This window comes from Pseudomonas sp. HMSC067G02 (genome assembly GCF_001813485.1).
GTDB classification, from domain to species: domain Bacteria; phylum Pseudomonadota; class Gammaproteobacteria; order Pseudomonadales; family Pseudomonadaceae; genus Pseudomonas; species Pseudomonas aeruginosa.
This window is the reverse complement of the sequence record NZ_KV812628.1, coordinates 17,777-30,619: the sequence shown is the minus strand read 5'-3', so window position 1 is coordinate 30,619 and position 12,843 is coordinate 17,777. Positions and strand designations below refer to the sequence as shown.

The following is a 12,843-nucleotide window of genomic DNA, read 5'->3' as shown; positions in this document are numbered from 1 at the left end:
GAGAAAAAGCCCGGCGAATGCCGGGCTTTTTCGTTTCCGCTGTCCGCCGCCGCGGCGCGGAGAGTCAGAAGCTTCAGACCGACACGTTCAGGCGTACGTCGATATTGCCGCGGGTAGCGTTGGAGTAGGGGCAGACCTGGTGGGCGGCGGCTACCAGCGCTTCGGCGGCTTCGCGCTCCAGGCCCGGCAGGCTGATGTGCAGTTCGACCTCCAGGCCGAAGCCGCCGGGGATCTGGCCGATGCCGACCTTGCCGGTTATCGAGGCGTCGGCGGGAAGGGTCTGCTTGCGCTGGCCGGCAACGAACTTCAGGGCCCCGATGAAGCAGGCCGAGTAGCCGGCGGCGAACAGTTGTTCCGGGTTGGTGGCCGCGCCGCCCTGGCCGCCCAGTTCGCGCGGAGTGCTGAGTTTCACGTCGAGCACGCCGTCCGAGGATACCGCACGGCCGTCACGGCCTCCGGTGGCGGTTGCGCTTGCGGTGTAGAGAGCCTTGATGGTTTGCATGAGGGTCACCTGTCTAGGTTGTGCGTTAATTTCTTGCGCGCTAAGTAAGTGCGTGAAATGAAATTTATCGTCACGCTATTTTGTGCGCAAGATAAATCGTTGGAAGATTTGGCGATAAAAACCAGACAGGTAGGTATAAGCCCCTCAGTCCGGTGCTTGCAGGTTGCCGCGCAGGGCCAGCAGCTCATCCTTGAGGGCGACCAGCTGTGGCAAGTCGAGGCCGGTACTCTCCAGGATGCAGGCGGGAATGCTCTCGGCCTGTCGCTGCAGGGCGCGGCCCTTGTCGGTCAGGCGCAGCAGGACTACGCGTTCGTCTTCGCTGCTGCGAGTGCGGGTAATCAGACCTTCGCCCTCCAGGCGCTTGAGCAGAGGCGTGAGCGATCCCGGGTCGGTAAGCATGCGTGCGCTGATTTCGCCCACGGTCAGGCCGTCGCGTTCCCATAGCACCAGCATGGCGATGTACTGCGGATAGGTGAGGCCGAGCGCTTGCAGCAGGGGCTTGTAGACCTTGGTCATCTGCAGCGAGGTGGAATACAGCGCGAAGCACAGCTGGTTGTCCAGCTTGAGCTGCTCGCAAGGGGTGGTGGGCAGTCGGGACATGGCTGTCTTCCAAGTAAGTAGGGCGCTGTGCATGAATTTAGCGTAGTGGCTATTGGCTTTCCAGGTTTCCCGCCGGGTGGTGTCTTCAGTGCTCGCCGAGACGCTGCTGCAGGGCCTGGTCCCAGGGTGGCGGAAAACCGAAGCGCTCGCGGAGGAAAGCCAGCAGCAGGCGGGTTCGCGAACTGGCTTCGCGTTCCAGGCGCAGAGCATAGATGCAGGTGGGCTCGGCGGCGGGCAAGCCGTCGTCGCAGAACAGCGCCTGCAGTTCGCCGCGCAGCAGGTACTCGCTGCACAGCCAGGTCGGCAGGTGGGCGATGCCGAGGCCGGCCAGCGCCGCGTCGACCATCGCTTCGGCGTTATTGGTGGCCAGCCGCGCCCGTTTCGGCCGCAGGTGCTGGAGCTTGCCGTCGTGCTGGAAGCGCCAGGCATAGGGTGGCGACAGGTTGTCCCAATCGATGCCGGCATGCTCCGGCAGTTCGCCGGGGGATGCGGGAACGCCATGTTCGCGCAGGTACTCCGGGCTGGCGCAGACCACCCGCACCATCGGCGCCAGCGAAGTGGCCACCAGGCGGCTGTCGGGCAGCGGGCCGGCGCGCAACACCAGGTCGACCTCGCCGAGATGTTCGCCCTGCAGGTCGATGAAGCTGCCGATCAGGCGCAATTGCACGTCCAGGCCGGGGTTGGCCTTGAGGAAGTCGGCGACCGCCGGGGCCAGGTGGCGGCGGCCGAAGGGCACCGGCGCATCGATACGGATCAGGCCCTGCGGCGCGGTGCTCAGGGACACCGCTTCGGCGCGGGCCAGGCGCAGTTCGGTGACGATCCGCCGGGCGCGGTCGGCGAAGGCCAGGCCGGCCGGCGTGGCGCGTACCGCATGGGTGGTGCGCACCAGCAGGGTGCTGCCGACGGCGCGTTCCAGGGCGTCCATCCGGCGCGCCACGGCGGACGGGGTAAGCGGGTGCTTGCGGGCAGCGGCGGAGAAGCTGCCGCCATCGAGGACATCGAGGTAGAGAACGAACTGTTCGCTGAGGGTATCGGGCAACATGCTCATGCCTTTGCGTGATTGGCATAGCCATTGTGCTTTCTTGTGCGTTTCCCATCCAGCCACGCTTGCCTAGCATGGAGGCGTCGAAAGAGGGGCTGACATGCTGGATGTATTTCTCGATTTCCTGCTGGGGATGGTGCTCGGTTGCCTGGGCGGTCTGTTCGGGATAGGCGGCGGCCTGCTGGCGATCCCGGCGCTGGGGGTGATCTTCGGCCTCGACCAGCAATTGGCGCAGGGTACCGCGCTGGTGATGGTGGTACCGAACGTGGTGCTGGCGTTGTGGCGCTACCACCAGCGCAACCGCATCGATCCGCGCCAGGCCGGAGTCCTTGCCCTGACCGGCCTGCTTTGCGCGTTCCTGGCGTCCAGCGTGGCCGCGCGGATCGATGCGGCGCGGATGCGCGAAGCGTTCGTGATCTTCCTCCTGGCGCTGGCCGGCTACATGTTCTGGCGCCTGTTCCGGCGCCCGCCGCAGGGCGGCGCGACGCCGCGCTACGGCTTGCCCTGGATGGGCGTGCTGGGCCTTGGCGCAGGTTCGCTCGGCGGGCTTTTCGGGGTGGGCGGCGGGGTGCTGGCGACACCGGTGCTGACTTCGGTGTTCGGCCTCGCCCAGGTCGTCGCCCAGGGCCTCGCGCTGGCCCTGGCCGCGCCGAGCACGGCGGTGGCGCTGGGGACCTACGCCATGCACGGTCATGTCGACTGGCGGATGGGAATCCCCCTGGCGCTGGGCGGCCTGCTGAGCATTTCCTGGGGCGTGAGGCTGGCCCACGCCTTGCCCGAGCGCAGCCTGCGCATGGCCTTCTGTGCCTTCCTCGCGTTGTGCGCGGTGCTCCTGCTGGCGCGCGGTTGAGTCAGAGACGGAAGCCCTCGCCGATGTATTCGGCGAGCTTCTCGGTGACCGGCGACTGGCTGTGCGGGTTGCGCATCAGCATGATGCTGGCCGAGGGCAGGGCGGGCAGGCCCTCGCTCTCGTCGAGGATGCGCAGGTTGCCGGTGAGCAGGCTACGCAGTTGCACGGTCACGGCGAGGCCGGCGCTGACCACCGCGAACAGCGCCGACAGGCTGGGGCTGCTGTAGGCGATGCGGTAGTCCAGTTCCGCCGCCTCCAGGGCGTTGCAGGCCCAGGCCCGGCAAAAGCAGGTGGTGTTGAACATGGCCAGCGGGATCGGCCGCTGGTCGTGGGGGCAGAAGCCCTCGGCGGCCATCCAGACGAAGGGCTCCTGGCGCAGCAACTGGCCGATCTCGGTGCCCGGCTCACGGGTGACGATGGACAGGTCGAGGTCGTTGCGCGCCAGCAGGTTGAGCGAGGTGTCGCAATGCACCTCGACCTGCACCAGCGGATAGGCTTCGGCGAAGCGCGACAGGATCGCCGGGAGGAAGCGCATCACGTAGTCGTCCGGGGTGCCGATGCGCACCGAGCCGACCATGTGCGGGCGGCGCAGGGTGTTGAACACCTCGCCGTGCAGCTTGAGGATCCGCCGGGCATAGCCGAGCAGCACCTGGCCTTCGGCGGTGAGGCGGGTCTGCCTTCCGTCGCGCTCGAACAGCGAGCGCTGCAGGACGTCCTCCTCTAGCCGCTTCATCTGCATGCTGACCGCCGACTGGGTGCGATTCACCGCCTCCGCGGCGCGGGTGAAACCACCGTGCTCGGCGATGGCGACGAAGGTGCGGAGCAATTCCGTATCGATGCCGGGCTGGTAGCTCATTCATCAATCTCCAAGATGCATTGCATCAGAATGATTCGTTGGATTGATCCTATGCCTGGCGGGAGACTGTGCCTATCCCGAACGGAGGGCAAGACGATGAAAGGTCAACAGGATTATTTCGGCAGTCACTGCCACGCTGCATCCCATCCCGCCTCGACCGCTGCGCCGTCGTTGTGGCGTCGCTGGCGGCGCTGGTTGCAGTTGGCCCGCGAGCGCCGGGAACTGCTGAGGATGAGCGACGAAGCGCTGAAGGACCTCGGCCTGAGTCGGGCGGATATCTTCCAAGAGGGCGAGCGGCATTTCTGGGACGACCCGCTGCGTCGGCATTGAGCGAACCGCAGCGGCGCGCCGGGCTGGCGCGGCGGCGGGGGCACGATAGACTCGCAGTCTCCTTCATCGACTGGGGCGCTCCATGAGTCTTTCGCTTTCCCTCGCCGAAGCCCGCCGCCTGGCCCTGGCCGCGCAGGGCTTCGACGGCCGGCGGACGCGCCGCAGCGTGCAGCGGCGGCATCTGCGCGAAATGCTCGCGCGCCTCGGCCTGCTACAGATCGATTCGGTGAATGCGCTGGTGCGCTCGCACTACCTGCCGCTGTTTTCCCGCCTCGGTCCCTACTCCATGACGCTGCTCGACGAGGCAGCCTGGAGTGTCGGCCGTCACCGCCAGTTGTTCGAATACTGGGGGCACGAGGCCTCGCTGCTGCCGCTGGAGCACTACCCGCTGATGCGCTGGCGGATGCGTCAGGCCGCCGACGGCCAGGGCATCTACCAGCAACTGGCACGTTTCGGCCGGGAACAGCAGCCACTGATCCGCCAGGTGTTGCAGGCGGTGCGCGAGCAAGGCGCGCTGGGTGCCGGCAGCCTGAGCACGCGGCAGGAGCGGGCCGGTCCCTGGTGGGACTGGAGCGCGGAAAAGCATGCGCTGGAATGGCTGTTCGCCGCCGGCGAGCTGACGGTGGCCGGACGGCGCGGCTTCGAGCGGCTCTATGACCTGCCGGAGCGAGTGTTTCCCGCGGAATTGCTGGCGCGTCCCGAGCTTTCGGAGGCACAGGCCCAGCGCGAGCTGTTGCGGATGGCGGCGAGCGCCCTGGGCGTGGCCACCGAAAAGGACCTGCGCGACTACTATCGGCTGAGCCCGGCGCAGAGCCGCGCGCGCCTCGCCGAACTGGTGGAGGCTGGCGAGCTGCTGCCGGTCCGGGTCGAGGGCTGGAGCCAGCCGGCCTACTGCCCCGGCGAACCGCAGGTGCCGAGGCGGCTAGGCGCCAGTGCCTTGCTCTCGCCCTTCGACTCGTTGGTCTGGGAGCGGGCGCGGGCCGAGCGCCTGTTCGATTTCCGCTATCGTCTGGAGATCTACACGCCGAAGGAAAAACGCGTGTACGGCTACTACGTGCTGCCATTCCTGTACAACGGCCGTCTGGTCGGCCGCGTCGACCTCCGCGCCGAGCGGGCGCGGGAGCGCCTGGCGGTGCATGCGCTGCATGCCGAGGCGAACGGCATGGACGATGCCGCCCTGCACGAGCTGGCCGAGCAGTTGCGCAGCATGGCCGCCTGGCTGGGCCTGGCGACGGTGGCGATCGAGGGGCGCGGGGAGTTGGCGGTGCGCTTGCGCGGGGTGCTGCTCTAGCGAACGCTCCCGCCGGGCGGCGGGAGCGGCCGCGGCGCGCTCAGCGGCGTACCTGCTTCAGGGTTTCGGCGATCAGGAAGGCCAGTTCCAGCGACTGGTCGGCGTTCAGCCGCGGGTCGCAGTGGGTGTGGTAGCGGTCGCTGAGGCCGTCTTCGGTGATCGGTCGCGAACCGCCGATGCATTCGGTGACGTTCTGCCCGGTCATCTCGATGTGGATGCCGCCGGCGTAGCTGCCTTCGGCCTGGTGCACCTCGAAGAACTGGCGGACTTCGGCGAGCACGCGGGCGAAGTCGCGGGTCTTGTAGCCGCTGGAGGCCTTGATGGTATTGCCGTGCATCGGGTCGGAACTCCACAGCACCTGGCGGCCCTCGCGCTGGATGGCCTGGATCAGGCGCGGCAGGTGGTCGCCGACCTTGTCGGCACCCATCCGCACGATCAGGTTGAGGCGGCCCGGATCGTTGTCCGGGTTGAGAATATCGATCAGGCGGATCAGCTCCTCGCTGTCCATGCTCGGCCCGACCTTGACCCCGATCGGATTGCCTACGCCGCGCAGCATCTCGACATGAGCGCCGTCGAGCTGGCGGGTGCGGTCGCCGATCCAGAGCATGTGCGCCGAGCAGTCGTACCACTCGCCGGTCAGGCTGTCGCGGCGGGTCAGGGCTTCCTCGTAGTTCAGCAGGAGCGCTTCGTGGGCGGTGAAGAAGCTGGTTTCGCGGAGCTGCGGCGCGCTGTCCAGGCCGCAGGCGCGCATGAAGGCGAGGGTCTCGTCGATGCGGTCGGCGAGTTGCTGGTAGCGCTCGGCCAGCGCCGAGTTGGCGATGAAGTCGAGGTTCCAGCGGTGCACCTGGTGCAGGTCGGCGAAGCCGCCCTGGGCGAAGGCGCGCAACAGGTTGAGGCTGGCGGTGGACTGGTGGTAGGCCTGCAACAGGCGCTCCGGGTCCGGCACGCGGCTCTTCTCGTCGAAGCCGATGCCGTTGACGATGTCGCCGCGATAGGCGGGCAGGGTCACGCCGTTCTGCGTTTCGTCGCCGGAGGAGCGCGGCTTGGCGAACTGGCCGGCCATGCGCCCGACCTTCACTACCGGGCAGCCGGCGGCGAAGGTCATTACCACCGCCATCTGCAACAGTACCTTGAAGGTATCGCGGATCTTCGCCGCGGAAAATTCGGCGAAGCTTTCCGCGCAATCCCCGCCCTGGAGCAAGAAGGCGCGTCCGGCGGTGACTTCGGCGAACTGCCGGCGCAGCTCGCGAGCCTCGCCGGCGAAGACCAGCGGCGGGTATCCGGCGAGGGTCTGCTCGACCCTGGCCAGGTGCGCGGCATCGGGGTACTCGGGTTGTTGCTGGATCGGCTTGGCCCTCCAGCTCTCGGGGCTCCAGGACTGGCTCATCTACGACTCTTGGCAATGCTCGGGAAAGCGGATTGCGGCATGGTAGAGCAGCTCGCCGCAGCGCCGCCAGCGATCGTTGCAATAGCGGAAATCCATCGTCGGGCCGGCTTTGCTATGCTGCGGTGCTTTTGCCGGAGCGCCTGGCGATAGCCGGCGAAGCGGCGGGGGGAGGTGAGTGGTGAGCGAAGAACGTCTGCTGGTCGAGGAGCGCGACGAATACGGGGTCATCCGGGTCATCGAGTCCGGCGACTATCGCTTCCTCGAGTTCGGCGACGGTGTCGAGCAGAGCTGCGTGTTCATGCCCGATCCGGCCTGGCTGGAATACGACTACACCCGCGCCATGCTGCTAGGCGGGCTCTGCCATTCGCAACCGCGTCGCGCGTTGTTCCTCGGTTTCGGCGCCGGCAGCCTGACCCAGGCCTGCCTGCGCCACCTGCCGCTGGAGGAGGCCGAGGCCATCGAGCTGCGCCCGGCGATTCCGCGCCTGGCCCGCGAGCATCTGGGGCTGCGCGACGACCCGCGCCTGCGATTGCGCATCGGCGACGCACTGGAGAGCCTGGGCGAATGCGCGGAGGCCGACCTGATCTTCCTCGACCTCTATACCGATACCGGCCCGTCGGCCGCGCACCTGGCCTGGAATTTCCTCGGCGCCTGCCAGGAGCGCCTCGCCGAGGATGGCTGGCTGGTGATCAACCAGTGGAGCGGCACCGATGGCAAGCCGCTGGGCGCGCCGCTGCTGCGCGGGCGCTATCACCATCATTACTGGGAGTGTCCGGTGGCCGAGGGCAACGTGGTGATGCTGGTGCCGGCGAACCTGGCCCTCGAACTCGACCAGGAAGCCCTGCGGACGCGTGCCGCGGCGCTGGAGCCGCAACTCGGCTATTCGTTGCAGGGCTATATCGACAGCCTGCGCCCGGCCCAGTAGCCAGGGCGCGCGGACAAGGGCCCGGCCTAGCGTCCTTCGAAGCGTCCCGGGCGGCGTTCCTGGAGCGCGCGCAGGCCTTCCCTGGCGTCCTCGCTGTCGAGCAGGCGCCTGGCGGCTTCCGGCAACGCAGCGGCGGCGACCGCTTCGCCTTCCAGCAGGGCCTGGCGCGCCGAGCCGAGGGTGGCGCGCACGCCGAGCGGCGCCTGGGCCGCGACCCGTTCGGCGAGGGCGATGGCGTGGTCGAGGAGGTCTTCCGGGGCGGTGACTTCCTGCACCAGGCCGAGACGATAGGCTTCGTGGGCGTCGAATTCGTCGCCGGTGAGCAGCCAGCGCATGGCGTTGCCCCAGCCGGCGACCTGGTGCATGCGCAGTGTCGCGCCACCGAACGGGAGGATTCCGCGCTGCACTTCGAGCTGGGCGAAGCGCGCGTTGCTGGCGCAGAGGTTGATGTCGGCCGCCAGCATCAGTTCGATGCCGATGGTGTAGCAGTAGCCTTGCACGGCCACCACCAGCGGCTTGCTTGGACGCCGGCCGCCGAAGGTGCCCCAGGGATCGACGGCGCCTTCGGGGAGTTTCCAGCCCTGGCGGAAGGTCTCGCCGACATTGGCCAGGTCCAGCCCGGCGGTGAAATGCTCGCCGTGGGCGAAGAGCAGGGCACAGCGCAACTGGTCGTCGGCCTCGTATTCACCGAGCGCGGCGACCAGGTCGTCGAGCATCGGCAGGTCGAAGGCGTTACGCTTGGCCACGCGGTCGAGGCCGAGCAGCAGCAGGTGGCCGCGCCGTTCGCGGCTGATGCGTCCTGGGAGGGTGTCGTTCATGCGGCGGTTTCCTGGCGGGGGGCGGGCAACGTCGGTATAGACGTCTGGAATCGGGATGTCCATTGTCAGTCTCTCCGATGACGCATGTCGGAAAAAACGCACACAAACGTCAAAATTCCGGTATGATGCGCGCCGGTCAAAACTGACCCCGTTCAGGACCTGCATTTTTCGGAGCGCTGTGCTCTGGCTGTGTATCCGCTCTGCGGATTTCCTTTACGTAATCTTCTAATTCAAAAGCAATCTCGCAAATCCCCGCCCCAGCTGCCTGGGTGGCCGTTTCGGCCGTACAGGGCATGAGCAGCCATGGGTCATGGGTCTTTGCGGATGTATACGAGGCAAACCCATGACTCAGGAAACCGTCGGCTTCGCCGCGCTCGGTATTCACCCCAATGTGCTCGCGGCAATCGTCGCCGTAGGCTACGAAGAGCCTTCGCCTATCCAGGCTCAATCGATTCCGCTGATCCTCGAAGGCCACGACATGATCGGCCAGGCGCAGACCGGTACCGGCAAGACCGCCGCGTTCGCCCTGCCGCTGCTGTCGCGCATCGACCCGAGCCGCCGCGAGCCGCAGATGCTGGTGCTGGTGCCGACCCGCGAGTTGGCCCTGCAGGTCGCCACCGCCTGCGAAACCTATTCCAAGCAATTGCCGGGCGTCGGCGTGGTCGCCGTCTACGGCGGCGCGCCCATGGGGCCGCAGCTGAAGGCCCTGCGCCAGGGCGCACAGATCCTCGTCGCTACCCCCGGCCGCCTGTGCGACCACCTGCGCCGCGACGAGAAGCTGCTGGCCACCGTCCAGCGCCTGGTGCTCGACGAAGCCGACGAGATGCTCAAGCTCGGCTTCATGGACGACCTGGAAGTGATCTTCGAGGCGCTTCCCGAATCGCGCCAGACCGTGCTCTTCTCGGCGACCCTGCCGGCGTCCATCCGTGGCATCGCCGAGCGCCACCTGAAGCAGCCCAAGCACGTCAAGATCGCCGCCAAGACCCAGACCGTGGCGCGCATCGAGCAGGTCCACCTGATGGTCCATGCCGACCAGAAGGCCGGTTCGATCCAGCGCCTGCTGGAAGTCGAGCAGTTCGACGCGCTGATCGCCTTCGTCCGCACCAAGCAGGCCACCCTCGACTACGCCGAATTGCTCGAGCGCCAGGGCTACCGCGCCGCCGCGCTCAACGGCGACATGCCGCAGGCCCAGCGCGAGCGGGTCATCGAGTCGCTGAAGGACGGTTCGCTGGACATCGTCATCGCCACCGACGTTGCTGCCCGGGGCCTGGACGTACCGCGCATCACCCACGTGCTGAACATCGATATGCCCTACGACCCCGAGTCCTACGTGCACCGCATCGGCCGTACCGGCCGTGCCGGTCGGGAAGGGCGCGCGCTGTTGCTGGTGACTCCGCGCGAGCGGCGCATGCTGCAGGTGATCGAGCGGGTCACCGGGCAGAAGGTCGGCGAAGTCCGCCTGCCGGATGCCGAGACCGTACTGGAGGCCCGCCTGGCGCGCCTGGCCGCGAGCCTGACGCCCTTGCTCGACAGCGCCGTCGAGCAGCGCGGCGCGGTGCGCGACGAGCTGTGCCGTCGCCTCGGCTGCGATGCCGAGACCCTGGCCGCCGCACTGCTGGCGCGCCTGACCGCCGGCAAGGCGCTGGACCTGGAGTCGGTGCGCCGCGAACAGCCGCTGACCCCATCGGCACCGCGCGAGCGTGCCGACCGTGGCGAACGCGGCGAGCGTCCGGAGCGCAGCGGCGAGCGTCGTCCGATGGCGCCGCCGAGCGAAGGCCGTGCCCGCTGCCGCACCGCCCTCGGCGCGCGCGACGGGGTCGCGGCGAAGAACCTGCTGGGCGCGATCCTCAACGAGGGCGGCCTGTCCCGCGAGGACATCGGCCGCATCCAGATTCGCGATACCTTCAGCCTGATCGAACTGCCCGAGGCCAACCTCGAGCGCCTGCTGACCAAGCTCAAGGACACCCGCGTCGCCGGCAAGGCCCTGCGCCTGCGCCGCTATCGCGAGGACTGAGGTCCAGCGCGATGAACAAAAGCCCCGCTTCGGCGGGGCTTTTTCATGGGCTTGATGTTTGCTGGCCGGGCTGTTTTTCGCGCCTGCCCCGGCTTCTCGTTTCGTCACCCCGGGCGAGCCCCTCTGGCAAGCGTCTAAAGGAAACAAAAGACTCGCCCAGCCGCCAGGGCAGGCACCACGTCGTGCATGCCAGACCTGCACATACCGAAGCCCTGATCCGCCGCCTATCCATGACATCGCGGATAACGCCTATGGCGTTATTCGCGCTACAGGACTATATCGCTCGCGATTTCCTGGCTGCCAGCCGAGTCCACCCAGCTTGCGGCGGGAAGCCAATGCTCTCCGCCAGTCCCACGAGAAGTTCTGTCAATCGAAGCGATAGATATCCATCCCCAACGAGCCCAGGGTAAAGCCGCTGTGCTCGACGCGCATCCCGCCGCCGCCCGCGCCGCGGGCGAAGAACAGCGGCAGCAGGTGCTCGTCGCTGGGGTGGTTGCGCGCCGCCCAGGGCGCCTGCCGGCGGTAGTCGTGAAGCGCGGCCTCGTCGTCGGCCTGGAGCTTTTCCACCATCCAGTCACGGAACTCCCGCGCCCAGGGCGCGATGGCTTCCGGTCCGGCGTGCCAGTCCAGTTCGCCCAGGTTGTGGGTGATGCTGCCGGAACCGATCAGCAGCACGCCTTCCCCGCGCAGTTGGCGCAGGGCCTGGCCGACGCGGCTCTGCAGGGCCGGACCGAGGCGGCTCGGCAGGGACAGCTGGAGCACCGGGATGTCCGCCTGCGGGTACATCAGGCTCAGCGGCACCCAGGTGCCGTGGTCGAATGGTCGCTGTGGGTCGGCCTGGGCCGGCAGGCCGGCGGCCTGGAGCAGTTCGATCGTCCGCTGCGCCAGCGCCGGCGCGCCCTTGGCCGGGTAGCGCACGGCGTAGAGGGGCGGCGGAAAGCCGTAGAAGTCGTGCCAGATATCCGGCGCCGCGGCGCCGGTTACTCGCAGGTCGTCGCTTTCCCAGTGCGCGGAAACCACCAGGATCGCCTTCGGCCGCGGCAGCTCTGTAGCCAGGCGGCGCAGTTGTACGCCGCTGGCGCCCGGTTCGAGGGCGAGCATCGGTGAGCCGTGGGAAATATAGAGAGTCGGTAGCATGATTCACCTCATGACTCGGATGAGCCATGTTCCTCCCTCGATCAATCGAAAACCAGTATATGTTTTTGAGGATACCTATCGATCCAGACGTTAGGTCGCGGTCTCGCGCGCTACGCCAGTTGGGCTTTCCGCCCAGTAGCGCCGATCGTCGAGGATCGCCCGGTCACGCTCGAACGCCAGGGGCAGGCGTTCCCTGAGGAAGTCCACCCAGGTGCGGATCTTGGCGTCCAGGTAGCGCCGCGAGGAGTACAGCACGAACACCTCGCGGACATGCAGTCGATGGCCCGGCAGTAGCCGCAACAGGCTGCCTTCCTGCAGCGCGCGGGCGGCGACGAAGCCGGGCAGCAGGCAGACGCCGAGCCCGGCCGCGGCGGCGGCGCAGGCGGCCTCGGGGAGGTTGACCTTGAGCGCCTCGTCGAGATCGAGCAGCGTTTCGCCGCGTTCGCCGACGAAGACCCAGCCCTGCGGGCAGGACGGCGCGGCCACGTTCAGGCAGCGATGCCGCAGCAGGTCCTCCGGCGTGCGCGGCACGCCATGCCGTGCCAGGTATTCCGGCGCGGCACAGACCACGCTGAACACCTGGCCGAGATCGCGGGCGACCAGGGTCGAGTCCGGCAAGGTTCGGCCGAGGGTGATCAGCACGTCCAGGCCTTCCTCGAGCAGGGCCGGGGTGCCCTGGGCCAGCGTGAGGTCGACGGAGACGTCCGGATGGCCGTCCAGGTAGTCCACCAGTAGCGGCATCAGGTGCTCGAGGCCCAGTTCGGTCACCGCGTGGAGGCGCAGGCGACCACTGGCGTGGGACTGGCTGTCTTCGACGTCCGCCGCGGCGGCGGCGACCGTACGCAGGATCTGCTTGCAATGCTCGTAGTAGCGCAGACCGCTTTCCGTCACCACGACGCTGCGCGTATTGCGTTGCAGCAGGCGCGCCGAGAGCGCCTGTTCGAGCCCGGCGACCTGGCGCGAAACGGTCGCCGGAGAGGTGCCCAGCGCCTGGGCGGCCTGGGTGAAGCTGCCGTGCTCCACCACGCGGACGAAGGTCCGGATACCGTGCAGCAGGTCCATTTCCAACTCCTTCGCCGGTCCGCGCCCGG

At 67.9% G+C, this 12,843-nt stretch carries 13 protein-coding genes; 5 read left to right on the top strand and 8 right to left on the bottom strand.

Annotated features, from left to right (window positions below):
• Window positions 1-73: 73 nt before the first annotated feature.
• The 3 genes from ohrR (HMPREF2914_RS03245) to HMPREF2914_RS03235 all read right to left on the bottom strand — a co-directional run bounded on the left by ohrR (HMPREF2914_RS03245) (window position 74) and on the right by HMPREF2914_RS03235 (window position 2,144).
• Complete coding sequence (gene ohrR / locus HMPREF2914_RS03245) at window positions 74-502, bottom strand: organic hydroperoxide resistance protein OhrR (protein ID WP_003090941.1); 429 nt, start codon at window positions 500-502, stop codon at window positions 74-76.
• A 144-nt stretch (window positions 503-646) separates the two neighbouring features.
• On the bottom strand, window positions 647-1,102 hold the full coding sequence (gene ohrR / locus HMPREF2914_RS03240) for a hydroperoxide stress response transcriptional regulator OhrR (protein WP_003090940.1): 456 nt from the start codon (window positions 1,100-1,102) through the stop codon (window positions 647-649).
• 85 nt (window positions 1,103-1,187) lie between these two features.
• The gene (locus tag HMPREF2914_RS03235; RefSeq protein WP_023091613.1) at window positions 1,188-2,144 is read right to left on the bottom strand and encodes a LysR family transcriptional regulator; all 957 of its coding nucleotides are present in this window, start codon (window positions 2,142-2,144) and stop codon (window positions 1,188-1,190) included.
• 100 nt (window positions 2,145-2,244) lie between these two features.
• Between HMPREF2914_RS03235 and HMPREF2914_RS03230 the strand changes: the two genes are divergently transcribed.
• A complete protein-coding gene (locus tag HMPREF2914_RS03230) occupies window positions 2,245-2,994 on the top strand; it encodes a sulfite exporter TauE/SafE family protein (RefSeq protein WP_023091614.1) in 750 nt (249 codons plus the stop codon).
• Between the two features lies 1 nt (window position 2,995).
• Here HMPREF2914_RS03230 and HMPREF2914_RS03225 read toward each other — a convergent pair whose 3' ends face one another.
• Window positions 2,996-3,850: a LysR substrate-binding domain-containing protein gene (locus HMPREF2914_RS03225; RefSeq protein WP_003090936.1), complete on the bottom strand. Its 855-nt coding sequence runs from the start codon at window positions 3,848-3,850 to the stop codon at window positions 2,996-2,998.
• Between the two features lie 96 nt (window positions 3,851-3,946).
• Here HMPREF2914_RS03225 and HMPREF2914_RS03220 point away from each other — a divergent pair, with 96 nt between their 5' ends.
• Window positions 3,947-4,180 carry a DUF1127 domain-containing protein gene (locus HMPREF2914_RS03220; protein WP_003090935.1) on the top strand — a complete coding sequence of 78 codons (234 nt, stop codon included), beginning with the start codon at window positions 3,947-3,949 and terminating at the stop codon, window positions 4,178-4,180.
• Window positions 4,181-4,262: 82 nt separating this feature from the next.
• Complete coding sequence (locus HMPREF2914_RS03215) at window positions 4,263-5,471, top strand: winged helix-turn-helix domain-containing protein (RefSeq protein WP_003110986.1); 1,209 nt, start codon at window positions 4,263-4,265, stop codon at window positions 5,469-5,471.
• 40 nt (window positions 5,472-5,511) lie between these two features.
• Here HMPREF2914_RS03215 and HMPREF2914_RS03210 read toward each other — a convergent pair whose 3' ends face one another.
• A complete protein-coding gene (locus tag HMPREF2914_RS03210; protein WP_003117352.1) occupies window positions 5,512-6,858 on the bottom strand; it encodes a class II 3-deoxy-7-phosphoheptulonate synthase in 1,347 nt (448 codons plus the stop codon).
• 175 nt (window positions 6,859-7,033) lie between these two features.
• Between HMPREF2914_RS03210 and HMPREF2914_RS03205 the strand changes: the two genes are divergently transcribed.
• On the top strand, window positions 7,034-7,783 hold the full coding sequence (locus HMPREF2914_RS03205) for a spermidine synthase (protein WP_003119872.1): 750 nt from the start codon (window positions 7,034-7,036) through the stop codon (window positions 7,781-7,783).
• A gap of 26 nt (window positions 7,784-7,809) precedes the next feature.
• On the opposite strand, the gene HMPREF2914_RS03200 is transcribed toward HMPREF2914_RS03205, so the two are convergent.
• A complete protein-coding gene (locus HMPREF2914_RS03200; protein WP_023980174.1) occupies window positions 7,810-8,601 on the bottom strand; it encodes a crotonase/enoyl-CoA hydratase family protein in 792 nt (263 codons plus the stop codon).
• Window positions 8,602-8,911: 310 nt separating this feature from the next.
• On the opposite strand from HMPREF2914_RS03200, the gene HMPREF2914_RS03195 reads away from it, so the two are divergent.
• Window positions 8,912-10,615, top strand: a complete 1,704-nt coding sequence (locus HMPREF2914_RS03195; RefSeq protein WP_003119873.1) for a DEAD/DEAH box helicase — start codon at window positions 8,912-8,914, stop codon at window positions 10,613-10,615.
• Window positions 10,616-10,981: 366 nt separating this feature from the next.
• Here the strand turns inward: HMPREF2914_RS03195 and HMPREF2914_RS03190 are convergent, their stop codons facing one another.
• Window positions 10,982-11,752, bottom strand: coding sequence for a DODA-type extradiol aromatic ring-opening family dioxygenase (locus HMPREF2914_RS03190; RefSeq protein WP_003109673.1), 771 nt, complete (start codon window positions 11,750-11,752; stop codon window positions 10,982-10,984).
• A gap of 90 nt (window positions 11,753-11,842) precedes the next feature.
• Window positions 11,843-12,814 (bottom strand): LysR family transcriptional regulator, encoded by a 972-nt coding sequence (locus HMPREF2914_RS03185; RefSeq protein WP_003109674.1) that lies wholly within the window; start codon window positions 12,812-12,814, stop codon window positions 11,843-11,845.
• Window positions 12,815-12,843 lie beyond the last annotated feature (29 nt).